The 24,403-nt window shown below is 47.3% G+C and carries 25 protein-coding genes; 17 read left to right on the top strand and 8 right to left on the bottom strand.

What is annotated here, in order from left to right:
- Positions 1-211: 211 nt before the first annotated feature.
- The 5 genes from GJR95_RS21920 (at position 212) to GJR95_RS21900 (ending at position 5,362) form a co-directional block, all read left to right on the top strand.
- Positions 212-904: a VOC family protein gene (locus GJR95_RS21920; protein ID WP_162387888.1), complete on the top strand. Its 693-nt coding sequence runs from the start codon at positions 212-214 to the stop codon at positions 902-904.
- Between the two features lie 183 nt (positions 905-1,087).
- A complete protein-coding gene (locus GJR95_RS21915; RefSeq protein ID WP_162387887.1) occupies positions 1,088-2,017 on the top strand; it encodes a hypothetical protein in 930 nt (309 codons plus the stop codon).
- A 274-nt stretch (positions 2,018-2,291) separates the two neighbouring features.
- A complete protein-coding gene (locus GJR95_RS21910) occupies positions 2,292-3,347 on the top strand; it encodes a sensor histidine kinase (RefSeq protein WP_162387886.1) in 1,056 nt (351 codons plus the stop codon).
- A 4-nt stretch (positions 3,348-3,351) separates the two neighbouring features.
- Positions 3,352-4,392, top strand: coding sequence for a sensor histidine kinase (locus GJR95_RS21905; protein ID WP_162387885.1), 1,041 nt, complete (start codon positions 3,352-3,354; stop codon positions 4,390-4,392).
- Between the two features lie 160 nt (positions 4,393-4,552).
- Complete coding sequence (locus tag GJR95_RS21900; protein ID WP_162387884.1) at positions 4,553-5,362, top strand: LytR/AlgR family response regulator transcription factor; 810 nt, start codon at positions 4,553-4,555, stop codon at positions 5,360-5,362.
- 11 nt (positions 5,363-5,373) lie between these two features.
- Here the strand turns inward: GJR95_RS21900 and GJR95_RS21895 are convergent, their stop codons facing one another.
- From GJR95_RS21895 to GJR95_RS21885, 3 genes are all read right to left on the bottom strand, one after another.
- Positions 5,374-6,423, bottom strand: coding sequence for a sensor histidine kinase (locus GJR95_RS21895; protein ID WP_162387883.1), 1,050 nt, complete (start codon positions 6,421-6,423; stop codon positions 5,374-5,376).
- Complete coding sequence (locus GJR95_RS21890; RefSeq protein ID WP_162387882.1) at positions 6,423-7,469, bottom strand: sensor histidine kinase; 1,047 nt, start codon at positions 7,467-7,469, stop codon at positions 6,423-6,425. The genes GJR95_RS21895 and GJR95_RS21890 overlap by 1 nt, the downstream gene beginning before the upstream one ends.
- Positions 7,470-7,715: 246 nt before the next feature.
- The gene (locus GJR95_RS21885) at positions 7,716-8,267 is read right to left on the bottom strand and encodes a cupin domain-containing protein (protein ID WP_162387881.1); all 552 of its coding nucleotides are present in this window, start codon (positions 8,265-8,267) and stop codon (positions 7,716-7,718) included.
- Positions 8,268-8,656: 389 nt separating this feature from the next.
- Between GJR95_RS21885 and GJR95_RS21880 the strand changes: the two genes are divergently transcribed.
- A complete protein-coding gene (locus GJR95_RS21880; RefSeq protein WP_162387880.1) occupies positions 8,657-9,601 on the top strand; it encodes an NADP-dependent oxidoreductase in 945 nt (314 codons plus the stop codon).
- Between the two features lie 177 nt (positions 9,602-9,778).
- Here GJR95_RS21880 and GJR95_RS21875 read toward each other — a convergent pair whose 3' ends face one another.
- On the bottom strand, positions 9,779-10,030 hold the full coding sequence (locus tag GJR95_RS21875; RefSeq protein WP_162387879.1) for a MerR family transcriptional regulator: 252 nt from the start codon (positions 10,028-10,030) through the stop codon (positions 9,779-9,781).
- Positions 10,031-10,106: 76 nt separating this feature from the next.
- Between GJR95_RS21875 and GJR95_RS21870 the strand changes: the two genes are divergently transcribed.
- The 4 genes from GJR95_RS21870 to GJR95_RS21855 all read left to right on the top strand — a co-directional run bounded on the left by GJR95_RS21870 (position 10,107) and on the right by GJR95_RS21855 (position 13,873).
- Positions 10,107-11,036: an EamA family transporter gene (locus GJR95_RS21870; RefSeq protein WP_162387878.1), complete on the top strand. Its 930-nt coding sequence runs from the start codon at positions 10,107-10,109 to the stop codon at positions 11,034-11,036.
- Between the two features lie 310 nt (positions 11,037-11,346).
- Complete coding sequence (gene idi / locus GJR95_RS21865) at positions 11,347-11,874, top strand: isopentenyl-diphosphate Delta-isomerase (protein ID WP_162387877.1); 528 nt, start codon at positions 11,347-11,349, stop codon at positions 11,872-11,874.
- Between the two features lie 332 nt (positions 11,875-12,206).
- On the top strand, positions 12,207-12,809 hold the full coding sequence (locus GJR95_RS21860) for a YceI family protein (protein ID WP_162387876.1): 603 nt from the start codon (positions 12,207-12,209) through the stop codon (positions 12,807-12,809).
- A 104-nt stretch (positions 12,810-12,913) separates the two neighbouring features.
- On the top strand, positions 12,914-13,873 hold the full coding sequence (locus tag GJR95_RS21855) for a sugar phosphate isomerase/epimerase family protein (RefSeq protein WP_162387875.1): 960 nt from the start codon (positions 12,914-12,916) through the stop codon (positions 13,871-13,873).
- 80 nt (positions 13,874-13,953) lie between these two features.
- Here GJR95_RS21855 and GJR95_RS21850 read toward each other — a convergent pair whose 3' ends face one another.
- Positions 13,954-14,538 (bottom strand): Crp/Fnr family transcriptional regulator, encoded by a 585-nt coding sequence (locus GJR95_RS21850; protein ID WP_162387874.1) that lies wholly within the window; start codon positions 14,536-14,538, stop codon positions 13,954-13,956.
- Positions 14,538-15,410, bottom strand: a complete 873-nt coding sequence (locus GJR95_RS21845) for a pirin family protein (protein ID WP_162387873.1) — start codon at positions 15,408-15,410, stop codon at positions 14,538-14,540. The genes GJR95_RS21850 and GJR95_RS21845 overlap by 1 nt, the downstream gene beginning before the upstream one ends.
- A gap of 374 nt (positions 15,411-15,784) precedes the next feature.
- On the opposite strand from GJR95_RS21845, the gene GJR95_RS21840 reads away from it, so the two are divergent.
- Both GJR95_RS21840 and GJR95_RS21835 read left to right on the top strand, forming a co-directional pair.
- Positions 15,785-16,657: an alpha/beta hydrolase gene (locus GJR95_RS21840; RefSeq protein WP_174260217.1), complete on the top strand. Its 873-nt coding sequence runs from the start codon at positions 15,785-15,787 to the stop codon at positions 16,655-16,657.
- Positions 16,658-16,879: 222 nt separating this feature from the next.
- On the top strand, positions 16,880-17,629 hold the full coding sequence (locus tag GJR95_RS21835) for a LytR/AlgR family response regulator transcription factor (RefSeq protein ID WP_162387872.1): 750 nt from the start codon (positions 16,880-16,882) through the stop codon (positions 17,627-17,629).
- A gap of 28 nt (positions 17,630-17,657) precedes the next feature.
- On the opposite strand, the gene GJR95_RS21830 is transcribed toward GJR95_RS21835, so the two are convergent.
- Complete coding sequence (locus tag GJR95_RS21830; RefSeq protein ID WP_162387871.1) at positions 17,658-18,302, bottom strand: response regulator; 645 nt, start codon at positions 18,300-18,302, stop codon at positions 17,658-17,660.
- A gap of 10 nt (positions 18,303-18,312) precedes the next feature.
- On the bottom strand, positions 18,313-21,348 hold the full coding sequence (locus tag GJR95_RS21825) for a two-component regulator propeller domain-containing protein (RefSeq protein WP_162387870.1): 3,036 nt from the start codon (positions 21,346-21,348) through the stop codon (positions 18,313-18,315).
- A 183-nt stretch (positions 21,349-21,531) separates the two neighbouring features.
- Here GJR95_RS21825 and GJR95_RS21820 point away from each other — a divergent pair, with 183 nt between their 5' ends.
- The 5 genes from GJR95_RS21820 to GJR95_RS21800 all read left to right on the top strand — a co-directional run bounded on the left by GJR95_RS21820 (position 21,532) and on the right by GJR95_RS21800 (position 24,400).
- On the top strand, positions 21,532-21,975 hold the full coding sequence (locus tag GJR95_RS21820) for a hypothetical protein (RefSeq protein ID WP_162387869.1): 444 nt from the start codon (positions 21,532-21,534) through the stop codon (positions 21,973-21,975).
- Between the two features lie 347 nt (positions 21,976-22,322).
- Positions 22,323-22,493: a DUF1059 domain-containing protein gene (locus GJR95_RS21815; RefSeq protein WP_162387868.1), complete on the top strand. Its 171-nt coding sequence runs from the start codon at positions 22,323-22,325 to the stop codon at positions 22,491-22,493.
- Positions 22,483-22,983, top strand: a complete 501-nt coding sequence (locus GJR95_RS21810) for a DsrE family protein (protein WP_232540822.1) — start codon at positions 22,483-22,485, stop codon at positions 22,981-22,983. Before GJR95_RS21815 ends, GJR95_RS21810 begins: the two co-directional genes overlap by 11 nt.
- A gap of 352 nt (positions 22,984-23,335) precedes the next feature.
- A complete protein-coding gene (locus GJR95_RS21805; protein ID WP_162387867.1) occupies positions 23,336-23,797 on the top strand; it encodes a lipocalin-like domain-containing protein in 462 nt (153 codons plus the stop codon).
- A 12-nt stretch (positions 23,798-23,809) separates the two neighbouring features.
- Complete coding sequence (locus GJR95_RS21800) at positions 23,810-24,400, top strand: hypothetical protein (protein WP_198424730.1); 591 nt, start codon at positions 23,810-23,812, stop codon at positions 24,398-24,400.
- Positions 24,401-24,403: the final 3 nt, after the last annotated feature.

The following is a 24,403-nucleotide window of genomic DNA, read 5'->3' as shown; positions in this document are numbered from 1 at the left end:
CTTCCTTATGATTGCCCAAAAGCAAGAACGAATGTACAAAAAAATACAGATGCTTCAATCAATTGGTTTAGTAGTCGGTAGAATGATGCAAAAACGGTTCATGCCCATCTTTTTCCGTTTCAGGAATCAGACTCTTGATTTACCAACCGCTTATCAACCATTTTTGGGGCAGTAAACAACAGAAAGCAGGTAGTAGTCTATCTCCCAGGCCATGAAATTCCTTGATATTGAACTTTATACAGCCGATCCGGCAGGGACCCGGCGATTCTACACGCAGCAATTAGGGCTGGATATTCTGGCCGAATCAGCGGACTACATCACACTGCAATTGGGCTGGACACGTCTGACATTCAGGGCGGTAACCATTCCGGTGGCTCCTTATCACTTTGCCATCAACGTTCCAGCGGGTACTCTGGAAGTATGCATGCATTGCTATCAACTCGATTATCTGGACACACAGGCTGTTAATCAAACGATTGCCGATTTCCCCAACTGGAACGCCAGAGCCTGTTACTTCTACGATAACAACGGCAATCTGCTCGAATTTATCGGTCGAAACGAACTGTTACTCGACAATCCGAACCTGACCATCGGCGATTTGTTTCAGGGCATCAGCGAAATAGGCATTGTAACCGAGAACGTGGCTTATACGACCCGCCAGCTCAAACAACAGTTTGGCGTAACGCAATTCAGTCGCTCAACGCCCATGCCCGATTTCAACGCACTCGGCGATGATAATGGGTTGTTTATTCTCTCGCAGGTAGGCCGCAACTGGCTATTTACCAATACACCAGCGGGCCTGTCTTACTGCCGGATAGTATTCGAGACAGAGCCTAACGGAGACATACAAACGTTGTTTAGCTATCAGATAAATCAGGCACCAATTGGTTCAGCCATTGGGTAGTTACAGGAAATGAATTGCGGGGTAAACCGGCTCATATCCACTTACCCCGCGATTCATTTCAACGACAAAATACTACGGTTGACCATTCGTTTGTTGCACTTGGTTTCAGTCACACTTCTGTAAGTGCGAACGCTCTGCCAACTTTGTCAGCATCAACTCCTTCCTCTTTTTATAACCAATATCATGAAACCCGTTAAACAACTCTTTTTACTGGCACTGCTTACAGCTAGCTACTGGCTGATAGCCGCCCGTTCCAGCGATGTACTGGCCGATCTGGGCATTGGTCTGGGTAAACTCCAACAAGACGTACTGCTCAATCTGAAGGAACCCAAATGGTTCTTTTTCAACAGCACCTCAACGATTCGTACCATGGCCCGCCGACTACCCGAATCGTCGAGGGCGGCCACAGTCCGGACGTTAGGCAAAACCGTTCGGACGTACGTTGAATCATCTGTTTTCCGGCAGGAATGGCTTCAGGATCTGAAGCAGGAGTACCCATACAACGATACTTACAGCCCCGAAAATCTGGCAAAGAAAAAACAGGAGCACGATGCCGGAAAAGTGGCCGCAGAAGGGCAATTGGCAAACATGGATCAGGCCTTTGCTCAACTTGACCCGGCTATGCTGCAAATGGCTATCCGCTCGCAATTGCCGGATGAAGAACGGAAGTTAGCCTCACTCACCGGCGATGAGCGTACAGAGCGGGCACGCTATATTTCTGACCTCAAAAAGATGCTATCGCTCCCAGCGGCCGACTTCAAAAAGCAGTATTTAGCCTATATCAAACAACAGGCACGGGGCAATATGGCCAAACCGGCCAACGATTCGGAGGCCAACCGGGAAGGTATTGCCCGATATCGTCAACAAAAAGCCGAATTTGACGCCCACGCTGACTTTAAACCCTTACTAAAAAAGCGGCTACAGGATTTTATCGAACTCAGCAATTCGGTTGATTTTGAAGCTAGACTCGTGCCGATGGGGTCTAAACAGGAGTTTGCCAACCCACTCTACCAGCGCAAACCAGCCGAATGGAAATTTCTGTATCGACTAGGCAAAGAGCCAGTTGCAGAAGCTCGTTCGTTTGCGCAACAGTGGCTGGCCGACCTCCACTAAGTTAACACAAACAGGCCACAGCGCGTAAGTATCAAGAAATAGCAACTGAAGCGCTCGATTCATTAACTCATTCCGGGATACTTCGCCAATCCATTACCTAAAATACCGTTTCATCAGCTGAATTTGTCACATGAGCCCGCTCACCATTTTCGGAAGGTGAGTGGGCTTTTATTTTTACATCACCAACCCATAAGCGGTTGACTACCTGTGAGATCGAAAAATCATTAATTTTACCTGAATCGTGATTCCCCGTTTTGTTCAACCAAAATCGCTCTTGGAACATCCTAACGACAAATGGCTCCGCTGGATTGTTATTCCGCTGGCGGTACTACTGGCTAATCTCCTCTTTTTAAGGGAGGGCTACTACAACCTGCGGCTCTACGTAGGCTGGTCGCTTGTTGGCATCGGCTATGCTTCGCTCATGTGGCATGTGACCCTGCAATGGCTGATGTACATCCGTCGGCGATATTCTGACATTAAACAAACCCGTAAACGAGTATTTATTACGTTTGGCGGCTATCTGGTGATCACGGCCAGTATGCAGGCCATGATTGTCTGGCTCTCAGGTGCAACCGGGCTCAGCAGTATTCCCGCTACGGGTGAGGTATACGGTAAATTTATAGCCGTCAGCCTGGTTTGGGTGCTCATTGTTGGGACTATCTATGAGGTCATCTATTACCTCCAGAAATACCGCGAAGCGTTACAGGAAGCTGAAGCGCTGAAAAAAGTAGGCCTGCAACAACAATATGATCGGCTGAAAAATCAGGTGAATCCCCATTTCCTGTTCAACTCGCTCAATTCGCTATCGGCGCTCATTGCCGAAGACAGAACGAGAGCCTGTGCGTTTCTGGATGAGTTATCGAGCGTTTATCGGTACCTGCTTCAGGCCGGACAACGCCCCATTGTAACACTCTGCGATGAGATGACATTTTTTACAGCCTATCGTTATCTGCTCGATACACGCTTCGGAACAACTATCCACTGGGACATCCGGGTCGATAATCAGTTTTCGGATCGGTGGCTCCCTCCGCTCACCATCCAGACACTCATTGAAAACGCCCTCCGCCACAACCTGCTCTTACCTGAACAGCCATTGACAATTCGTATCCTAACGACTAAAGACGGCAGCCTGGAAATTAGTAATGGTATTCAGCGCAAGAAACTGACGGTGTCAACGCAACCGGGCGGGCTAAGTATGCTGGCTACCCGCTTCGAAACCCTGGGGCTACCCCGACCTGTTATTGAAGACGACAGCCACCTGTTTACGGTTCAGATTCCGCTGGTCCGTACGTCGCAGACCCAGGAGAATTTTGTCGCTGAAACCCAGTAGTCGGATGAAACGATTCAGCTACACAGAACAGGACAGTACATTGCAGTTGATCGTATTGCCCGTTTTTGTGTTTATTCTGAACTGGATTCTGCTGAGAAATGTATACTGGCAAAACTGGCAGATTTTCGGATTTGCTACCCTATCGGCAGGTCTGCTTTCTTATGGCAACTGGCTGGCGAACAATGCTATTTCCATTTATATCAATCAGCATTTTCCGCACCCTCAGCAGACTCCCCGGCGCATTCTTTTTATGTTTATTCTAACCGGTCTTCAATCATGCCTGACCATATCGGTTATTTATGGATTATATAAAGTGGTTGCCTCACCAGCATTTCCTGTTTATCCGGGCTGGTTGGGGTGGGCTTATACCTATGACCTCCTGGTGGTTGTTATGGTCATTACGGTTTATGAAGGTGTTTTTGCTTTTACGCACTGGGAACAAACGCTCATTGAAACCGAACAGCTCAAAAAGGCTAATCTGCAAAGCCAGCTCGATGGATTAAAAAGCCAGATCAACCCCCATTTTTTATTCAATTCGCTCAATTCGTTATCGTCGCTGATTGAAGATGACCCCGATCAGGCCGAACGATTTGTGGAAGAAATGAGCAGTGTGTATCGCTATCTGCTCCGAAGTAATGAGACCGAACTCGCTACGCTAAGTCAGGAAATTCAGTTCGCTCAATCGTATTTTCACCTCCTCAATACACGTTATGGCGACGGTATTCAGCTCAGGCTCGCTATTGATCCGGCCTTAGCCGATCATCTGCTTCCTCCATTAACGCTTCAAATTCTGATTGAAAACGTGGTGAAGCATAATATCATTCTTCCCCAGCAACCGCTCACGATTCGCATCGGCACAACGCCGGATGGAAGGCTGGAAGTACAAAATAATGTGCAGCGAAAAAATGTCCGGGTGCCATCAAACCGGGTCGGCTTATCCAACATAACCACTAAATATCAACTGCTTGGCCAGGGTTCGGTAAGCATTCAGGAAAATGATCAGACTTTTAGTGTAACCTTGCCATTACTGGCCAATTCTGAGTAATTCTACCCCGGAAATACGCGGTTTCATACCCAGAAAGCACCGTTTCATGGCTCACTTATATCAGTTCAAACAAGATAATTTTGGATAAATAGTGCTTCTTTTATCATTTTGTAACATAACCAGGCCAGAAACTTAACCTCACCCTCCGGGTAGCGACCCTATGAACGTATTTTTAATTGAAGATGAAGAATTAGCCGTCCGGAAACTATCCAAGCTTTTGCTGGATGTAGACCCAACCATTCAGATCGTTGGCACCGCAGCCAGTGTACGATCGTCGGTTGCCTGGCTCAACGCCAATGGCCCCGGTCAGCCATCCGCGCCCGACTTAATTCTAATGGACATCGAACTGGCCGACGGACAAAGCTTCGAAATCTTCGAGCAAACAACCGTTGGTGCGCCGGTTATTTTTACAACTTCCTACGACGAATACGCGCTCAGGGCTTTCAAAGTCAATAGTATCGACTATTTATTGAAACCCATCAAACGGCACGAACTGGAGGCCAGTCTGGCCAAATATAAGCGTACGGTTGCCGATAACGGCGACACGATTGAACCTAAAACCAGTGATGTGGGCGTAATGGATATCGACGCGCTGGTTCAACAGCTTCGGCAGCAAATCCAGCCTACCGATTACCGCCGTCGATTTCTGGTAAAACACCGGCAGCAGTGGGTACCAATTGAAGTTAGCGACATTGCCTATTTTTATTCGGAAGAAGGCGTCAGCTTATTTCGTACGCACGCAAACCAGAAATATTCACTGGATTATCCACTTGATGAGCTGGAAAAAATGCTTGATCCAGCACAGTTTTTCCGGGCTAATCGCCAGTTTATAGTTCAGATCAATACGGTCCAGCAGATCCACCCCTACTTCAACAATAAGCTCAAACTTATACTCAAACCGGCTACCGACGAAGAGGTTCTGGTAAGCCGCGAACGGGCAACCGATTTCAAAAAGTGGATGGGAAAATAACTACGTTCTACTTAATGGACGAGTGATCCGTGGTCGACCAAAAGCGGCAGGGTTACCCGAAAACAATCGTCCAGTTCTTCGATGGTTGGCGTTGGCTGATCGAGTACCTGGTATTTAGTGGCCATATTCGACAATCCGGCGCCTGCCGTTTCTACCCGCACACGCTTACGCTGGATTGTGTTTTCGACGACCAGCTTATTGCCCTGAATCGTACGAATTGTGATCTGCAAGGGCCGATCGGGCAGAAAGGCGTTGTGTTTAAGGGCGTTTTCGAGAAGCAGTTGCAACGTAAGCGGTGGCATTAAGTACTGATAGTAAGCCGGGTCGACTGAAATCGTTAACTCAAGCCCCGCCCCATATCGCATCTTGAGCAGATACGAATACGACTCTATAAAGGTCAGTTCGTTGCGCAGCGTAGTCAGCTCGCGTTCACCCGCCTGCAACAGATACCGATACACGCTCGCCAGTTCATCCACGAAGGCTTCGGCCTGATGGGGATTTTCGGCAATCAGCGACGAAATGGAATTAAGGCTGTTGAACAGGAAATGAGGGCTCACCTGATTTTTCAGCGAAACCAACTGGCTCTGGAGGTTCCGTTTTGTTAGTTCGTCTTTCTCGACCTGCGCTTTTCGCCATTCTTTGAGCACATAAGCGCCTTCGTAAATCACAAAATAAACGCAGTGGTAAAAAAACTGCATGCCAACGGCCCTCGAGTATTCAATCAGTTTCGAAAAATACCAGATATTCCCATCGAGCACGAAGCGCGTAGTCTGCCGTATAAACCAGGCCAGATTCGCCATAACAGGCAGCAGTATCAGCAACCAGAGCAGGCGTTTCCGGCTATTGTGCAGGCCGGGATAATGAGCCTGAAGCTGCAAAACAACCCACCGCGCCAGTTGCCACCATAGTAGCCCGATCGATAATCCAATCAGATCATTGATCAGGAGAGTTCGAATGGGCAACTTAAGGTACCAGTCCAGCCGAAAAAATAGCGCAACGAACGCAAACAACCCAACGGGGCCCCAAATACGGAGTTTACTATCGTTGAAGGATGTATTCATTATGGGGTAGCTGTCAATTGGTGGGCACGCAGCAAGGGCAATCGTACCGTAAAATAGTCTTCATCGTCTTCAATCGATACCTGATCTTCACCCAGCAGTTTGTATTTGGCCAGAATGTTCGCTAATCCAATACGATTTGAAGCCACTTTGGTTGTTTTACGCTGTAAATTATTCTGAACAATAAGCTGTTCATTCTGCACCCGTATGTCAATCTGCAAGGGCAATTCCGGCAGAATTACGTTGTGTTTAACGGCATTTTCCACCAGCATCTGCAACGTTAGGGGTGGCAACAGATAGTCGTCATATTGCGGATCGACAGCCATATAAATGTCAATACCGTCACCATAACGGGTTTTCAGCAGGTGATAATACGACTCGATGAAAGCCAGTTCATCGCGCAGAGGTGTGAGTCGATCTTCATTATTGCGCAATAAATACCGATAAACGCTACTGATCTCATCGACGAAGGTTTCAGCCTGCGCTGGATTTTCGCTAATCAGGGCTGATAGCGAATTGAGTGAATTGAACAGAAAATGGGGATTGATCTGGCTTTTTAGTTCTTCGAGCTGGCTCTGTAACGCGGTTTTTCGGAGGGCCTCCTTCTCTGCATGTGTCTGTTTCCATTTACGCAGGCTATAAATTCCTTCGTAAATGACCATGTAAACACAACAATAAAAAATTTGAATCCCAATCGAATAGGTATAGTTGACAAAATCAGGCAATTCCCAAACGTTGTCATTCGCCACATTCTGGGCTACATATCGAATAAACCAGGCGAAATTGACCAATACCGGAACCAGTGCCAGCAGCCATTTGAAGCGTGTTTGTGTTTGAGACAGATCAGGGAAACGCCGTTGTAACGACATAATAACCCGCCGGGCTACTTCCCAGCAGGTAAAGCCAGCGGCTAAGGCAATAAGGTCTGATTTGATGATATCCGGAAGTGATAGTTCAAAATACCAGTTCAGTCGGAAAAAGATAGTGCCGAACACAAACAGTACGATGGGTCCAAAAATTCGCAGTTTTGTGTCGTTGAACGGCTTCATGCTTACTGAGGTGTAGAAAATACGGCTACAACAGCGCTTTCCAGTAAAGATATAGATTTTAGCGGAAGTTGTGAGTCCTGTGTAGCCCCGGTTTCCGGTAGCTTTCTACCCATAAAACGGCACCATCAGCAGCCAGCCAGACCAGCCGAAGTACCTCGCCATCGACCGGTATATGGCACTGGGTAATAAGAGTTAGGCCATTGTACGCTGTAGAAACGTTCTCCGATTTTCAGGCAATAAAGCTTGCTAGTCGAGGTATTTCTTATAGGTCGGCTTATAGCCAGCAAGATAGGCAAACGGCGTCAGGAGCGTAAACAGGATTTTCTGCACGGCAAACGGTGGTTTAGCAATCCTGAAAACATTCGAAAAATGGTTGGCCATGAGTGCTGTCTGCAGCAGTGGTGGCATTCCGGTTGCCTTCACTTTACCATCGCTGGCGAGCCCATTTGCCGTTTCGAGCAGTTGCTCGGTGTCCATGGCTGGCCTTACCTGCCAATTGATAACGGTCTCACCGTTAGAGGCATTCCACATGGCATGTACGGTATTAGCCGGAACATGCAGTTTATCACCTTTTTTCAGAATTTTCAATTGCCCATCCAGTTGCACCGTTAGCTCTCCGGCCAGAATTTCGAAATCTTCTTCCTGATAGGGGTGATAGTGCGCCGTTGGCTCTTTTGAGTGCGCGCGATAGGTCGATTCCATCTCCAGCAGTTGTCCATTCGTGTCGGCAGCTGTCTGCAAAAACCGGATGTTCTGGCCGGTTATTTTATTCTGAACTAGTTTATTTTGATAAGCCATAGTGATCAGTAAAGAGGTTAACACGTCGCAATCAAGAAACAAGAATAGCTACCAGATGAGCGCGTATCAATCAATTCTGCACTGAACTCCCAGAATTGATCCATGAACCGGAACTATTAACTGCCGAATAAATTATCTTCGGACAATACTTTGATTGAGTCAGTTTAGGGGCCCGCTATGGATGTACGTTTTTCATATTTCAACGTTTGTACCTCAGTTTTTAATCCATCATACCAGTTCAGCGATCCGATTTTTCTCACCGAAAATCGGCTGTTTCCCGCCATAAACCCACCTATTTTTTGAATAGTTTATTCAGGTGACGCTCGTTGCCAGATTCATCAGCATCGTATTTCGGCCAACCATACCAGTAATCAATCAATTAACTAGACATGAAAGCAGTAATTCTTAAAGAACCGGGAGGAGTTGACAACCTAATTCTGGCCGATCTTCCCGTTCCGGCAGTGGCTCCTGCCGATGTACTTGTTCAGGTAAAAGCCATCAGCATAAACCCCGTAGACGCCTTTATTCGTGCCAGCCGCCCGCTTCCGCCCTGGTTTACGCCTAAAGCTGGTGAGCCAGTCGTATTAGGCTGGGATATTTCGGGGATAATAACAGAAATCGGCAGTGATGCTACTGATTTCAAACCGGGAGATGCCGTCTTTGGTATGGTTCATTTTCCCGGCCACGGTCAGGCATATGCCGAATATGTGGCGGCTCCAGCCTCACAGCTTGCGCTAAAACCCGATAATGTATCGCATGAATCCGCAGCCGCAGCCACCCTCGCTGCCTTGACAGCCTGGCAGTCACTGGTCAATTTAGTCAAGATCAAACCGGGCGATCGGGTACTCATTCATGCGGCTGCGGGTGGTGTTGGGCATTATGCGGTACAACTGGCGAAGTACCTGGGAGCCTACGTGATCGGCACATCATCGGCGGTCAATCGTGACTTTGTGCTGGGGTTGGGTGCCAATGAACACATCGACTATACGACTCACACGTTCGATGAGGAGCTAAGCGACATCGATTTTGTGCTGGACCCGATTGGGCGAGATACGTTTGAGCGATCATTGACCATTATCCGGCCGGGCGGTACTCTTGTTGGTATCGTAGGCAACAAAGCCGTTATAACCGAAAAAGCGCGGGCTAAAAGCATCAACGGCTTTCGGCAGGGGGTAACATCAAATGGCGATGACATGCGTCAGCTTGCCGACCTGTTGGCCAAAGGTGTTCTACGATCGCATGTATCCGATACATTTTCGCTCGATCAGCTTCCCGAAGCGCATACACTGGTTGAGACCGGCAAAACAAAAGGCAAACTGATTGTGACGGTGTAATCGTCGGGCCCGTTACCCCGTTGAGACGGGAGTTTGATTCAGGTTTTCAGCGTGCGTTCTAAAACAGCCACAACGCCACATTGGTCAGGGCAACTGGCCGTAACTGATAGTAGCTTTGCTTATGTTTACTTCAATGGCCTGACCTGTTCGTCGATCAGCTGAATTTTTCAGTTATTTTCAGCTGTTCGGCCGCACAGTCAAACTCGCCACGCTGGTAGGTAGTACCGTATGCCGAATTTCCGGGAGCGCAAAACCCGCCTGTTTCAGCGACTGAATAGCTCGCAGCCGGGTTAATATAGATGTCGGATATTCTTTGTAATTAGTATTCTGCCGGTCTTTTCTGTTCAAGGTCAATTGTCCGATTTTTTCGTAGTATCGGATTGTATGCTTTGGAAAACCGGATTTCTGAGAAAGCTCACTAATCAGCATAATCTGCTAAAATTAAGTCTTGACAATCATATCATTTGGCCCCTATAAAAGCAGGCGCTTTATCTCATAAAAAGGCATGACAACACAAACGCAGCCGCGTGCTCTCTCAACGTCCTGGCCTGTCGTACTCGCATTCGCAGCTATTTACCTGATCTGGGGATCAACCTATATAGCTGCCCTGATCGGCCTGGAAAGCCTGCCCCCTTTTGTGATGGCGTCGCTTCGGTTCTTCATTGCCGGTGGGTTACTATACGGATGGTGTCGTATGCGGGGTGAGCGGGTAGACATGCGTATGACGCTCCCACGTAACGCACTAGCTGGTACACTGATGCTGGGTGGAGGCACTGGCTCGGTCATCTGGGCTGAACAATACCTGCCAACCGGTCTGGCAGCCATTTTAGTCACGACTTTACCACTCTGGTTTGTGGTACTCGATCGACCACAATGGGCGACGTATCGCACGGCTAAACTCCGTTTAGTTGGGCTTTTGCTGGGTTTTGGTGGTATTCTGCTGCTTTTCAGCGAAGATCCGGCCGCGTTTGTATCACAGGCAAAAGCCAGTATGTACTGGCCAAGCGTAGCTGTTATTTTAACGGGCACGATTTGCTGGGCCGTCGGATCACTTTATTCCCGATACCGTACAGCCCCAGGCTCAACCATCCTGAATGCAGCCATCCAATTACTGGCAGCCAGCCTGTTCTGTGCTTTTGTGAGCTGGTTACTGGGTGAGTGGTCAGGATTTAGTTTCGATCAGGTAACGGCTCGAACCTGGACGGCTCTGGTGTATATGATTGTGTTTGGATCGATTGTCGCGTACTTATCGTATCTGTGGTTACTTCAGGTACGCCCACCAGCCGTGGTAGGCACCTACGCTTACGTTAATCCGGTGGTAGCCGTATTGCTCGGTTGGGCGCTGGCCAACGAGGTGATAACGGGTCGGCAAATTGCAGCTCTGGCTGTCATTCTGGTGGGTGTTTTACTGGTTAATCGACCTTCATCCCATTAATAGCGCCATTGCCCCTAACCTGATTTTACCCTAATCATTTTGCTAAAAACAGGCCTGGATATTACTATTCTTGACGCCAATCCTGATGCAACTGGTTTCTACACCCGGCAATTTATCGGTGAACTAGCTCCTATCTGGCAGCAGTTTCATTAACTCCAAAACAAATTGATGAGCCGTTTGTATAAACTCAGTATTAAATTTCACTTTTTGCTGAAAATCACTAAACTACGCACCCCTGCAAGACCGTTCATAAAATAATGGTATATTGAGCTTATCTGGTGCTTGATTCTACAGTCTATTCTACTCACTTATGACGAACGAAATTACATCTTCACCAACCGTATTGCTTGTCAATGAACATGACGGTGTGATCGGCACGGCCGAAAAGCTGGCCGTACACCAGTCAGGTGAACTTCACCGGGCCTTTTCCGTACTGATATTCAATGATCAGGGAGACTTTTTACTTCAGCAACGAGCACCCCAAAAGTATCATTCCGGCGGTTTATGGTCGAATAGCTGTTGCGGCCACCCAAGTCGGCCCGATAACACCGCCGATCAGGCGGAGCAGCGTCTATTCGAGGAAATGGGTTTTCGGACAGCGCTGGAACCCCTATTCAGTTTTCGCTACCATGCTGAATTGCCGAACGGCCTGACGGAGCACGAACTCGATCATGTTTTTACCGGTCGCTACCGGGGGCCAGTTCCGTTCAATCCTGACGAAGTCTGCGCTGTCCGCTGGATATCGGCCGATGATTTGGGGCAGGAAATAATCAGTGCTCCAGATACGTTTTCGGTTTGGTTTCGAATGCTCTTCGAGCGACTTCAACAACCAGTATAATTTACGTCAATTGTATACTTAGGTATTTAACCGAAAAAATACCGGATTCAGCTACCTAAATCGGGCATTCCGCAATTCTCTTTTCTGAAATCCAGCTTAATTCCCCCAATTTAGCAACGTAGATACCTGATTAATAGCTGGTAGCGTTATCTGAGGGAACTAATACATGTACCTACAGGAAAGTTGATTTTACAGGTAAAAACACATCAATTACAAGCTGATTCAGGAAAGTAGTTTTGCTTATCAGGCAATTACTCGTTTTTTAAACCGTTTTCTTTTTGAATTAACCAGTCTAACTTAGAAAAATTGATTTCATTAAACCAATTAAACACATGAAGACACTTACCGTATTAGCTGCCTGCCTTTTCGTTTCCGGAGTTTCGTTAGCCCAAAGCTGGACGGTCGATAAGGCCCACTCTCGCGTCGGGTTTACCGTAACTCACAATCTGCTGGCAGAAGTAGATGGTAATTTCAAAACCTTCGATGCCAAGGTTACTTCGTCAAAGCCTGACCTTTCAGATGCCGTTTTTGAACTTACGGCCGATGTAGCCAGCATCAATACGGACAACGAACGCCGGGACAACCACCTGAAAAGCCCCGACTTTTTTGATGCAGCGAAATTCCCAACCCTGACTTTCAAGAGCACATCGTTCAAGAAAGTAGACGGCAAGAAATATACAGCAACCGGTGATCTGACCATGCATGGTGTAACAAAACCGGTTACGCTGGATGTAACGATGGTTGGTCCTGTAAAAATGAAAGGCCAGGGCGGCAAAGAGCAGGAAAAAGTTGGTTTTAAGATAGCCAGTTCGGTGAAACGCTCTGATTTTAGTATTGGTACGATACCCGTAGTGGTTGTCAGCGATGAAGTTGAATTAAAAGCCAGTGGTGAGTTTGTAAAACAGGAAGCCAACGCTGCTGAAGCTAAGAAATAAGTAAAAATCAACCTGTCTTGAATCGTGCCTGATGATCGTTTTGTTATCATCAGGCTTTTTCTTTTTAACTAGTACCCAATTACTCGTCAAACCCTTTTACCTCCATGAGAAACCGCAGAGATTTTTTGAAACAGGCCAGTGCGCTGGCGTTAGGTGGACTGGCACTACCACAGCTTACACAGGCCGAACAGTTGTTCGGATTTGCCGCTTCCCGCCCGATCGGGATCCAGCTGTTCACGCTGTTCAGACAGATGAACGAAGACCCGAAAGGAACACTCGAAAAAGTAGCCGCAACGGGTTATAAAGAGGTCGAGTCGGCTTTTAGTCTGAAAGGAAAATACTACGGCTACACGGCCAAAGAATTTAAAACGCTGGTTGAAGGCATGGGTATGCGATGGCGGGCGCACCATGCTGGCGGAGCACCGTTTAAACCACGGCCAACACCGCCAGCCAGTACAACGGCAACGGGCGCGGCAGCAGCACCTGCCCGAAACCCATTTGGTAATGGGCCAATGCCTCCCATGCTGAATCTGCGCGATAACTACCAGCAATTGGTTGATGAAGCAGCCGAAGGTGGATTGAGCTATCTGGTTTGCGCCAGTACACCTGTGGCAACGCTGGATGAGATCAACAAATCAATCGAGGTATTTCAGAAAACCGGTGAAGCTGCGAAAAAGGCAGGTATTGGTTTTGCCTATCACAACCACGCTACCGAATTCGATCCCGTCGAAGGAGGGAAGACCCCTTACGAACTGGTTCTCTCACAGACGGATAAAGACCTTGTGAAAATGGAACTGGATCTGGCCTGGGCAACTAAAGCGGGTAAAGATCCCGTTGAATTGTTCAAAGGGCAACCAGGACGCTTTCCGCTCTGGCACATAAAAGACATTAAGTCGGATCTGAAAACGATTACCGAAGTCGGTAATGGTGTCGTTGACTTCAAGCGTATTTTCGCTGCGGCCAGCATCGCCGGTCTAAAATACTTCTTCGTCGAGCAGGATATGGCTCCCGGAATTGAGAATATTCAGATCAGTTACCAGAATCTCACGAAAGTACTGGCCTGATCATAATAGCCTTGGCAGGGCTCCCCAAACAGGGCAACCAGTCGTCCCTGTTTGGGGAAGTTCTGCCAAGGCCAGCTTAACTACCTGCTCGGCGAATGTTTACGGATACGGCTCAGCGTTTCGGGTGAAATACCTAAGTAAGAAGCGATCATATTCTGTGGAAACCGCTGCAAAAATTCAGGGTTTGATTTTAGTAAATCAAGGTATCGTTCTTCGGCAGTAAGGCTTATCGATGCGTGAATTCGTTTCTGAGCGGCTATATAACTCCGCTCATCGAGCAATTGCCCCAGTTTTGTAAACGACGGCGAATGAGCCCTTAATTCCTGCAAACTGGCATTGGTTATCATCAGCAGGTCGGTGTCTTCTACGGCATCGATATTATACCGGGATGGCGTAAGCATAATAAAACTCTCCCGGTCGCTCATCCACCAATTCTCGATACCAAACCGAACAATATGCTCCATTTCCTTAGTATCGACGGAGTATTGGCGCATTGCTCCTTTGACAATAAAGGCGATGTATTTGCACACATCGCCTTCCTGCAATAAATACTGTTTCCGTCTGATTTTTTTAGCGACAAATGCCCGTTTGATCAACTCAAATTCCTCATCAGACACCGTATCGGCTAGTTGAGTATCTATATAGTTGCGAAGCTTATCGTACATTACGCTGTGTACTTGATTGTACCATATTTTCCGTTAAAAAAATCACGGTATGCCTCCGCAATTTCCAGATGGGTATTCATAACAAACGGCCCTTCTGCCACGATGGGTTCCGTATAAGGCTCCCCACCGAACAGCATTACATCGGTTGACGCAATAAGGTCGCTCTGGAGCACAATATCACCACCATCCATCTCAAAAGTAAGGAGTTTGCTGTTACCAAGCATCGATCCGTTTACGTTTACTTCGTTGGAAGGTACGAAAGCCGCATACTCAAAATCAGACCGCGTCGGCAACGTAAACGATGACTTTGGATTCAGCTTTACATGGTATAAAAACTGCCTGCTGAATGTTTTGACCGGCGAGACCTGGCTCCCTAATTCTCCAATCAAAATCCGCACAATACCACCATCATTGGGTAATACCACCTCCGGAATTTCGTCGGCCTGCACGGCCAGGTATTCGGGGGCTTCTGCTTTGTTTTTTGCGGGCAGATTAATCCAGAATTGCAGCGCATGGAGCACAGAACCGCCCGCAGCGGTCATACTGGGATGTTCGTCATGAATAATTCCATTCCCGGCTTTCATCCACTGCACCCCACCCGAGGCTACCGTACCGCGATGTCCCTGGCTATCGAAATGAGCCAGGCTACCCTTGAACAAATAGCTGAATGTGGCAATACCCCGATGCGGATGTGCCGATTCGCCGGTTGGCACTTCGGGTGCTTCCGGATTTAGTTCTGTTGGGTATAGGTGGTCAAGAAATATAAACGGGCCAACGGCATCTACATAACGATTGGGCAGTAAGCGATTGACTAAAAAGTCGCCCACTCTTGAATTGGTACCTCCATAACTGATTGCGGTTACTTTCTCCATGGCTGAAAAGGGCAAATAATAGGATGCAAATATGCAATAACCTGCCCGTAGTCAGCAATGACATAGATCAGAAATAAGGCTTGACAAATATCAAGTAAAATGCAGTCAGGCACAGCCTTTAATTTGTATTACCAGATGAAAAAATAAAAAATAATCAACAGCACATTTCTCAACATTAGCAAAAAATCTTATCATTACGTATTAATTACACAAAGAACCTTTCTCCCTCTTGAGCAGTCATTTATACGAGTAAACCTGGTATTAATGATATATTTAACCGTAGTCCCACACCTCTCCCCTACTTTCACCAGCACCAGAATCACGTCGAACACCCAGACTATCGTTTTTCCGATACATTCTTAACCCGGCAATCTATGTATTTACGTTTTCTAGTTCTAAGCATGGGCGTATTCATGCATCTATCCGCATTTAGCGCGAAGGTCGATACGCTCGATATCCCCAGTGCCGCCATGCAAAAGAACCTTCGGGCGGCTGTTGTATTGCCCAGTAGTTATGCGAAAAGCAAGTCGTCCTATCCGGTTCTCTACCTGCTGCATGGTGGTGGTGGACAGTTCAATGATTGGTTGTCAAAAACACCCGACAAGATGCTGCTGCACAACCTGGCCGATCAGTACAACCTGATTATTGTTACGCCGGAAGGTGAGAAACTAAGCGGTTATCTGGACAGTCCGATTCAGAAAGACAATCTGTTTGAGACTTATATCACGAAAGAAGTGCTGGAAAAGATCGATAACACATACCGTACCATTCGCGATAAAAAAGGTCGGGTAATTACGGGCCTGAGCATGGGTGGGCATGGCGCGTTATATCTGGCTACGCGCCATGCCGATCTCTACTGTGCGGCTGGCAGCATGAGTGGCGCCCTCGATCTGAGCCCAACCCACTGGCGGATAGCGCCCGAGTTTGCCAAACAGATTGCCCCTCAGTTCGAGCGAATTTTGGGACCGCAGGGAGCTACACCCGATTTATACGCGGCTAACTCTGTGGTGAACATGGCTGATAAAATAAAGGCCAACGGGCTAAAACTGATCATTGACTGTGGCGTTGATGACTTTCTGATCGAACCGAACCGAGAACTGCATCGTCGGTTGGTTTACAACCAGACGCCACACGATTACACAGAACACCCCGGCGGTCATACCTGGGACTATTGGGAAAATTCGCTACCCTTTCATATCCTGTTTTTCAATAAGGTTCTAAAATCCAATGGCGCAATAGCGCCTTAGATAGCCCCTATTGGCCCCGCAAACGAAAGCGGTGTTAGCTATTGATTACCAGTATCTACCATTGCTTTCATGTATTTTTCACAGACGAAAAACCAGGTATACATACGCTGAGCGATCGCTTGGTTTCATCCGGCAGAAACGGCTTTTTTCGCAGCCTTTTAGTTACCGGTCAATCTTCTGCCCTCATAAGTCCGTACATTTATCAACGGACAACCAACCGGAATGATGAAATTATCTGCTATTCTTGTTGATGATGAGCGAGCGAGTCTGGATGCATTACGTGTAAAGATCCAAAAAGTAGCCCCTGACGTGGATGTTCTACAGACCTTTCAACATCCGTCAGATGCTGTGGCGAGTTTAGCCCATTACAAACCCGATGTGTTATTTCTAGACATCGATATGCCGGGGATGAACGGATTCTCACTCCTGCGCGAACTGGGAACAATCGACTTTGAGGTGATTTTCTGCACGGCCTACGGTCAGTATGCGATTGATGCCCTGCGGATGAGTGCGCTCGATTTCCTGCTTAAACCCATCCACGAAGGTGAGCTTCAGCAGGCCATCGAACGGCTGCACCAGAAGCGTCAGCACCGCGAATCGGTTTCGATCGATATAAATCGCCCAACGCCGTCGCCCCATGCCCTATTCAATAAAATTGCCGTGTCGTCCTTGCGGGGGCTTATGTTCGTACCCGTTCAGGATATCATTCGGCTTGAAGCCGACAGCAATTACACGACGTTTTATCTGGTCGATGGCCGTAAAATTGTGGCCACCAGAACATTAAAAGATTTTGCTGACCTGCTCGAGCCGCTCAGCTTTGTCCGGATTCACCGCTCGTCGCTCATAAATCTTCAGCATCTGAGCGAGTACGTTCGGGGCGAAGGCGGCACTGTTGTTATGTCTGATGGCAGTGAGGTGGAGGTTTCGCGTCGGGAAAAGCAGCACTTTTTCGAGCGGATTGGCTGGGCCTGATGAGCAGGCGTTATAGTGTCGCTAACGATTATAACCCGTGCTCATTGGCAAACCGAATCAGTTCGGCCAGGTTATTTATGTCCAGCTTATAGTAAATATTCTTTCGGTGTGTTTTAACCGTTTCTTCCGAAATAAAGAGTTGTCTGGCTATCTCTGGTGCTGATAATCCTTCTCTCATTAATACAATGATTTCTAACTCTCTGGGCGACAGTTTAAATCGCTTCACAAACTCATCTTCCTGATGGAGGGCAGCCGCTTTCCCGTTCAGCTTTATATCGAAATACCGGCCTCCAGTGCTAACACTTTGCAAACAGCTGATCAACTCCTGCTGGGAGGCACTTTTCAACAAATAACCGGCAACACCGATTTCTTTTAGTTCATCAACAAATTTCTGATAGTTATACATCGAAATGATTACTACCCTGACGGTCGGGTAGTCGCGCACAATTTGCCGGGCCACATCAATACCATTTCGATGGGGCATGTTGATGTCTAATAAAACGACATTAGGCTGTAGTTGATGAATGGCCAGGATTACATCATCACCAGTATAGACCTGGCCAACAACCTTAAACGGGCTCCCCTCAAACGTTAATAAGGTACGCAATCCATCATTGAATAGTTGATGGTCGTCGGCAATGAGAATTGTAGAAGGAACTGCTCCCGAAACCATACTTCTGGATTTAAAGAGGCACCTCCAGAGTGATGGTTGTACCCCTCTCTCCAGAATCAACCAGCAACTTCGACTGTAGATAGGCCACGCGGGAGCGAATATTTCGTAGTCCAATTCCTGACTGACTTATGCCCTCGTTAATCGGATAACCCCTGCCGTCATCTTCAACCAATAAAGATACTTGTTGCGGGTAAAAAATCAACTGGATTGTTATTTGCTTTGCTTTTGCGTGCTTAACCGCATTATTAATCAGCTCAATAGCAATTCGGTAGATGGTTAACTCCGTTTCGTTATCGAATCGCCGTTCCTGCCCATGTGTGATGAACAAAAAATGCAGTCCCGAACCAGTTTCGGCCCGCCTGACGGTCTCGTGGATAGCCTCTGTCAGCCCTAGCCTGGCAAACTCGGGAGGCATGAGGTTGTGTGAGATATGCCGCAGATCCCGAATTGCCTTTTCCATCAGATCGATTGGTCTGGCCAATTCATCGCTGGTTTGGTGAACGGTTTCCAGTTGCCCTTTTATAGCCGATAAAGTAGCGCCTAAATCGTCGTGCAGATCGGCTGCCAACCGTTGGCGTTCCTCCTCCTGCACCTGTAAGACCCGTTTCAGAGCGGTTCGTTGCCGACGCAGTCTGGCCTGCGTATACAACCGGATCGAAATGCCGGCAAGCAGCAACAAAATGACGATTGCGGATAATCGAAACCAGATGGTTTGCCACCACGGTGGCTGAATTATTACGTGGATAGATGCCCCTTTTTCGTTCCAGACACCATCATCGTTGGAAGCCTTCACCCGAAATGTATAGTCTCCGGGGGCTAAATTGGTGTAATTGGCAAATCGGCGGGTTCCTGCCTGCACCCACTTCTTATCTACACCTACGAGTTGATAAGCGTACTGATTTTTTTCGGGAGTGTTGTAGTTGAGAGCGACGAACTCAAAAGAAAGGAAGTTTTCCTGGTAAGCTAATTCAATATGATCTGAGGGTACCGCCCGACGTTTTCCCAGCACCGTGAAGCCGGTAATATACACAGGAGGAGGAATGGCATTATCCCTGACGCTATCCGGATAGAACATAACAAACCCATTCCGGGTACCAAATAAAAGCTTACCCTTATGATTTTGAACCGCACCAGTCAAAAAATCATTGTCGGGCAGACCATCGCGCACATCATAGTTACGAAACACGTTGGTAATAGGGTCAAATCGGCTTAGTCCTCTGGTTGTACCCATCCACAAATGCCCTTTCAGATCGCCTATGATACTCAGTATTCGATTACTCGGCAACCCTTCCTGAGTCGTGTAGGCAGTAAACTTGCCCGTCCGGGGATCTAATCGATTAAGTCCACCCAAGCCCGTGCCTGCCCAGATAATACCCTGATCATCTTCGTACAGGCAACGTACTTCTTTGTCATTGATATGACCAGTCGGAGACTGGTAATTAGGCATATAGTGCCTGAATTTACCTGTTTTGGGATTCAGGCGATTTATGCCTCCTCCTCCCGTAGCCAGGTAAATATCTCCATTGCGGCTGGCCAGAATGCCGTAATAAAAGGGATTATTTAAACCAGATGTGTCCTTTTCGTTGTAGCGATAATAGGTAAATTGTGCTTTATCAGGATCAAACGCGGTCAGTACGGCTGAATCGCCTGCACTAGCGCTCGGGAGCCATAAAGTACCATTTCGATCCGCAACCATGTGGTAAACGGAAAATGGGTAAGCATAGCGTACAAACCTGCCCGTAGCGCGATTTAACTGATACAGACCAGTGGCAGCACCCATCCAGAGTCGGCCCCTACGGTCTTCATAAACAGTTAATACATCTTTGCTGGCAGGATCGGAAGTATCCAGCGGAACAGCTCTGATTTGCTTATCCCTAGGATCAAACCGGAATAACCCATTCTTGAAACTACCATCCATGTTCCCCGCATTGCTACCTAACCAGATGGTTCCCGTTCTATCCTCCAGCAGCGTATTGATGTAGTTACTATTCAGGCTGATTGTGGGTAAAGACGGAATAACCTGGTAAGCCGTAAATGATTTACTATAGGCAGATCCTTTATTAACACCACTATTGGTCCCTACCCATAGCGTGCCTGCTCTATCCTGAAATAAGGACTGAATGCTGTTATTGCTTAAACTACCCTGCCGAGAAGCATTGGACTGGTAGGTGATCACCCGGTCTGTTTTCGTATCAATGCCTTGCAAACCCTCACTGGTAGCCAGCCATAAGTGTCCGGCTTTATCAGAATAAATCCCATTATACCGTATCGCTTTATTGACTTCCCCACGAGGATTATAGCGTGTAAAGGTCAGTGGGCTACGTTTGGTATCCATTCGCCATAAGCCTCCGGTAAGGCTTCCAGCCCACAATAGACCATCAGCATCAATACAAAGTGATGAGATAAATGGCTGACGATCAAAAGTAGAATCCAGTAATACGTGTGTAAATGTGCCGGTCTGTCGATCAAACTGTTGTACGCCCTGAATACCACCTACCCAAAAACGCCCTGATTGTTCCTGGGTTACGGCAACCAGGTATTTTTGTTTCGTATAAAGCGTATACTGTCTGGCCTGTGTATCAAACCGGGCGAGGCCCCTGGCCGTTGCGATCCATAAAAATCCTTTCGCATCTTCATGAATGGAAAAAAGGGTATTTAATGAACTATTATGCCCCGATCCAATCTCATAAGCCGTAACGTTTCCGGTTAGTTTGTCTACGAGGTGTAATCCACTGCCAAGGGTAGCGGCCCATAATAATCCCCGGCGATCCTCATGAATGTCAGTTATAATATTATGATGAAAGGTGTGTTTAGGATCGCGGGGATCAGGCTTGAAAACCGTAAAGGAGTACCCATCATATCTGTTCAGACCATTATGAGTGCCAAACCACATAAACCCTTCCCTGTCCTGACAGATGCTTCGCACCGTGCTTTGAGAAAGCCCCTGTGGAGTAGAAAGGTGTTCGAAGCTAAGGGTCGTCTGAGCATCACTCAAAAACGCCAAACCAAGGATGAAAAGTAGTACTGTAAACCATGTGTGGTTCATGGTGATGTGCTTTAGGCATTAAGAAAACCGTATTCACTGATTACTACGAAAGTACACGACAGAAGAGGCACTAAAAATCCCCCTTTCGGGGGATAGATTACAACCGAAAAGTTGCTGAAATTTACATGTAATTCATCCCGTAGCTTCTGTTAATCAATTAACATCTATCCAAAACATACTGCTATGTCCTATTTTTTACGTTTATCCTTGATTTGCTGCCTCATTGCCCTGATCAGTGCACCCGCTCTGAGCCAGAGCACCCACACTGTTGCCAAACCGAATGAAACGGTTTGGGTAATTGCTTATCCGGTCAAGGCCAACAAACGTGCCCAGTACGAGCGATTCATTCACGAAATTTTCTGGCCGGGTGCCAAAAATTTATCGGCTGCTGAACAGAAAATATTCAAACAGACGCGTGTTATGCATCCCACCAAGCCAGAACCCGACGGGTCGTATGCCTACCTGTTCATCATGGACCCAGTGATTAAAGGGGCCGATTATGGCATTGAGTCGTTACTGAAGAAAGAATATGGTGAACCAAAAGCCAAGGAGTATTTCAAGCTGTTTAAGGACGCTATTATTGAGAAGAATTACAAAGATTACCGGCTTATTCAATCAAAGGATTAAACTCTATTGCGTTTCATTTCTCGACATAACGGTTGCTTTCCAATTCTATCCACCCAATATCTCCCAGAACAGGCGAGTCCAGGTCTGTAATTGCCGTTTGCTCAAAGGTTTTTGCTTTTCGACAACCAGCGGTTTAGCTTGGACTCATTATTCAGGTTTCCTTTACGCTGCCTATCAGTACATTAACTGAAAGTTACAGCTAACTTTTTTCACAAAATATCATCTTTTGGTTTTCGGATAACTGTAGGCGTTTGGCTTGAAGCCGTGCCACGGTTCCAAACCAAACGCCGAAACCGCACTGAAGCTTTTGTTTTTATAAGTCCATTTAACCTAAAATTCACACAATCATGAAAGAACTACGCTGTAAAGATGTAGGATTCGAATGCCCTGGAATTATCCAGGCCGAAAGCGAAGCCGAAGTATTGCAATTAGCGGCACAACACGCTCTGGATGCACATCAGGTGATGGTCACTCCGGAGATGGCCGAACAGATCAAACCACTGATTCATGAAGCATAGTAACCAGGCGAAACCTAAGATCATGCGCAACAAAAGCCGTTTATTTATCGCCCTCTGCTTCCTCCTGGCCTGTTGCACAGTTCAGGCGCAAACATCCACAACTAATTCCACACCGACAACCGCCAAGAAGATGAAATTCCTGATACATATTACCTGTGGCCCAGAAAACGCAACGAAGGCTGCACTGGGTTTTCTGGTGGCGAAGACCGCCATCGATGAAGGCCACTCCGTTACGCTCTTTCTGGCGGGTGATGCCGTTACCCTACTGAAAGATGCTGAGCTGGATAAGGTAGTCGGGTTGGGTACAGGCAAGCTCCGCGAACATTATGAAGCCATCGCGAAAGGAGGTGGGCGATTCTATTTATCGGGCATGTCGTCGAAAGCGCGTGGCCTTGCTGATGCCGATATTGCCGGAAAACCCGCTGAATTTGCAATGCCAACGGTACTGGTTCGGCTGGCGACAGACAGCGACCGCATGTTTACCTATTAAGTTTTTCCAACACCAGCGAAACAGACATAATCATATTGACAGTCAATAATTTACAGTCCTATTATTTCCGATACACAGGCTATAAAACGATCCTTTACTAATCTTTAATTTTGTAAACAAATTCTCTGAATATCAAGAAAAATCGCACTTCGCTAAATAGTAACCGCCGTTTGCGCAGGGGCTTTTGTCCGGTGCGAAACGGCGATTTACTTTTCAGGTATAAACTACCTACCTATGAAACGGCCCATGCGCCAGCAACTCATCGAATGGCTATTCCTACTACTGGCTGGCCTTCTGGGCTTGTTATTGATTTTTCTCTAGATAACGACTAAGACTGAAATCCTTGACCCGTATGTATCGCTCACTTATCCTGTTAATTCTGATCGCAACAGCCTTCCGACCTGCGTTTGCCCCTCGTGCCGGTGGTGTAGCTGGCACCTGGAAACGGACGGCAATGACCCTGGTTGAAAGTAATGGCAAAGCAACCGACATGATGCAAATGATGACGCGTAGCATGCCCTGTACCAAAGACGTTACTTATACATTTATGAGTGATGGAAAGATGAAAACGAATGTTCCCGATGCCTGCGGATCAATGAAAAAGACTATCGAATCAATGAGCGTCGATGCACACTGGTCAATGAGTGGTCGGACAATAACCGTTACATCGTCGATGAAGGAATTTCCCTCGGCTGTATATGATGTTAGTATGCAGGGCAAAACAATGACCTGGGTATTCACCTATGCCGACAATCCGAAATCGCCTAATCCGACGAAAGCAGAACGGCTAACGACGGTTTATGAGCGGATTTAGATACGTATGCCCATGAAAAAGCCTTTGGGTTGTCTGACTGTTCTGGCGGGGCTGTTCCTGATCGGTTTGGTCTGGGGTGGTATTCGTTTCTATGGAGGTAAATTTTTTGATCGTTACCAACACCCCTGGGCTTACAGCGACACCGAACCGCTTCTGGTCGGCCACTGGCAGGGCTCTTTCAACGATCCCGATGGCCTATCGAAGAATCTCGTCCTGACTATCGACGTACCCGTAACCGACGACGAGCGATGGAATAAGGCGTTTAAAAAGCGTAGACGTCGATCTCACACCAACAAACGGGCATTCGACGGTCTGGCCACGGTAACGAGTAAGCTCGGCCGCGAAGAGTATAGAATCAATGGGAGTGTCAATAAGGATGATTATCACCTGTTTACGATGCGTTTTGGTCCGACAGACGCTAAATATCATGTGGTACCCAATTTTTACATCAATGACATCGAACAGGGTCGTTGGGAAACGGATGCGATGACCTTAACGCTGCGTTTCAGCTATCACCAGAAAGATGGCTCAAGTTATTCGAACAGTGCCGATCCGCGTTTCAGCAAGAACGTTACGGTTACCCTTCGTCGGGGAAGCTCCTGAATT

The organism is Spirosoma endbachense (assembly GCF_010233585.1).
Taxonomy (GTDB): domain Bacteria; phylum Bacteroidota; class Bacteroidia; order Cytophagales; family Spirosomataceae; genus Spirosoma; species Spirosoma endbachense.
Note: the sequence above shows the minus strand (reverse complement) of the source record. Positions and strands in the feature narration are given on the sequence as shown.

Coding starts and splice junctions, on each gene's coding strand:
- GJR95_RS21920 (WP_162387888.1), top strand. CDS start 212: ATGAAATTCCTTGATATTGAACTTTATACAGCCGATCCGGCAGGGACC.
- GJR95_RS21915 (WP_162387887.1), top strand. CDS start 1,088: ATGAAACCCGTTAAACAACTCTTTTTACTGGCACTGCTTACAGCTAGC.
- GJR95_RS21905 (WP_162387885.1), top strand. CDS start 3,352: ATGAAACGATTCAGCTACACAGAACAGGACAGTACATTGCAGTTGATC.
- GJR95_RS21900 (WP_162387884.1), top strand. CDS start 4,553: ATGAACGTATTTTTAATTGAAGATGAAGAATTAGCCGTCCGGAAACTA.
- GJR95_RS21895 (WP_162387883.1), bottom strand. CDS start 6,423: ATGAATACATCCTTCAACGATAGTAAACTCCGTATTTGGGGCCCCGTT.
- GJR95_RS21890 (WP_162387882.1), bottom strand. CDS start 7,469: ATGAAGCCGTTCAACGACACAAAACTGCGAATTTTTGGACCCATCGTA.
- GJR95_RS21885 (WP_162387881.1), bottom strand. CDS start 8,267: ATGGCTTATCAAAATAAACTAGTTCAGAATAAAATAACCGGCCAGAAC.
- GJR95_RS21880 (WP_162387880.1), top strand. CDS start 8,657: ATGAAAGCAGTAATTCTTAAAGAACCGGGAGGAGTTGACAACCTAATT.
- GJR95_RS21875 (WP_162387879.1), bottom strand. CDS start 10,030: ATGCTGATTAGTGAGCTTTCTCAGAAATCCGGTTTTCCAAAGCATACA.
- GJR95_RS21870 (WP_162387878.1), top strand. CDS start 10,107: ATGACAACACAAACGCAGCCGCGTGCTCTCTCAACGTCCTGGCCTGTC.
- idi (WP_162387877.1), top strand. CDS start 11,347: ATGACGAACGAAATTACATCTTCACCAACCGTATTGCTTGTCAATGAA.
- GJR95_RS21860 (WP_162387876.1), top strand. CDS start 12,207: ATGAAGACACTTACCGTATTAGCTGCCTGCCTTTTCGTTTCCGGAGTT.
- GJR95_RS21855 (WP_162387875.1), top strand. CDS start 12,914: ATGAGAAACCGCAGAGATTTTTTGAAACAGGCCAGTGCGCTGGCGTTA.
- GJR95_RS21850 (WP_162387874.1), bottom strand. CDS start 14,538: ATGTACGATAAGCTTCGCAACTATATAGATACTCAACTAGCCGATACG.
- GJR95_RS21845 (WP_162387873.1), bottom strand. CDS start 15,410: ATGGAGAAAGTAACCGCAATCAGTTATGGAGGTACCAATTCAAGAGTG.
- GJR95_RS21840 (WP_174260217.1), top strand. CDS start 15,785: ATGTATTTACGTTTTCTAGTTCTAAGCATGGGCGTATTCATGCATCTA.
- GJR95_RS21835 (WP_162387872.1), top strand. CDS start 16,880: ATGATGAAATTATCTGCTATTCTTGTTGATGATGAGCGAGCGAGTCTG.
- GJR95_RS21830 (WP_162387871.1), bottom strand. CDS start 18,302: ATGGTTTCGGGAGCAGTTCCTTCTACAATTCTCATTGCCGACGACCAT.
- GJR95_RS21825 (WP_162387870.1), bottom strand. CDS start 21,348: ATGAACCACACATGGTTTACAGTACTACTTTTCATCCTTGGTTTGGCG.
- GJR95_RS21820 (WP_162387869.1), top strand. CDS start 21,532: ATGTCCTATTTTTTACGTTTATCCTTGATTTGCTGCCTCATTGCCCTG.
- GJR95_RS21815 (WP_162387868.1), top strand. CDS start 22,323: ATGAAAGAACTACGCTGTAAAGATGTAGGATTCGAATGCCCTGGAATT.
- GJR95_RS21810 (WP_232540822.1), top strand. CDS start 22,483: ATGAAGCATAGTAACCAGGCGAAACCTAAGATCATGCGCAACAAAAGC.
- GJR95_RS21805 (WP_162387867.1), top strand. CDS start 23,336: ATGTATCGCTCACTTATCCTGTTAATTCTGATCGCAACAGCCTTCCGA.
- GJR95_RS21800 (WP_198424730.1), top strand. CDS start 23,810: ATGAAAAAGCCTTTGGGTTGTCTGACTGTTCTGGCGGGGCTGTTCCTG.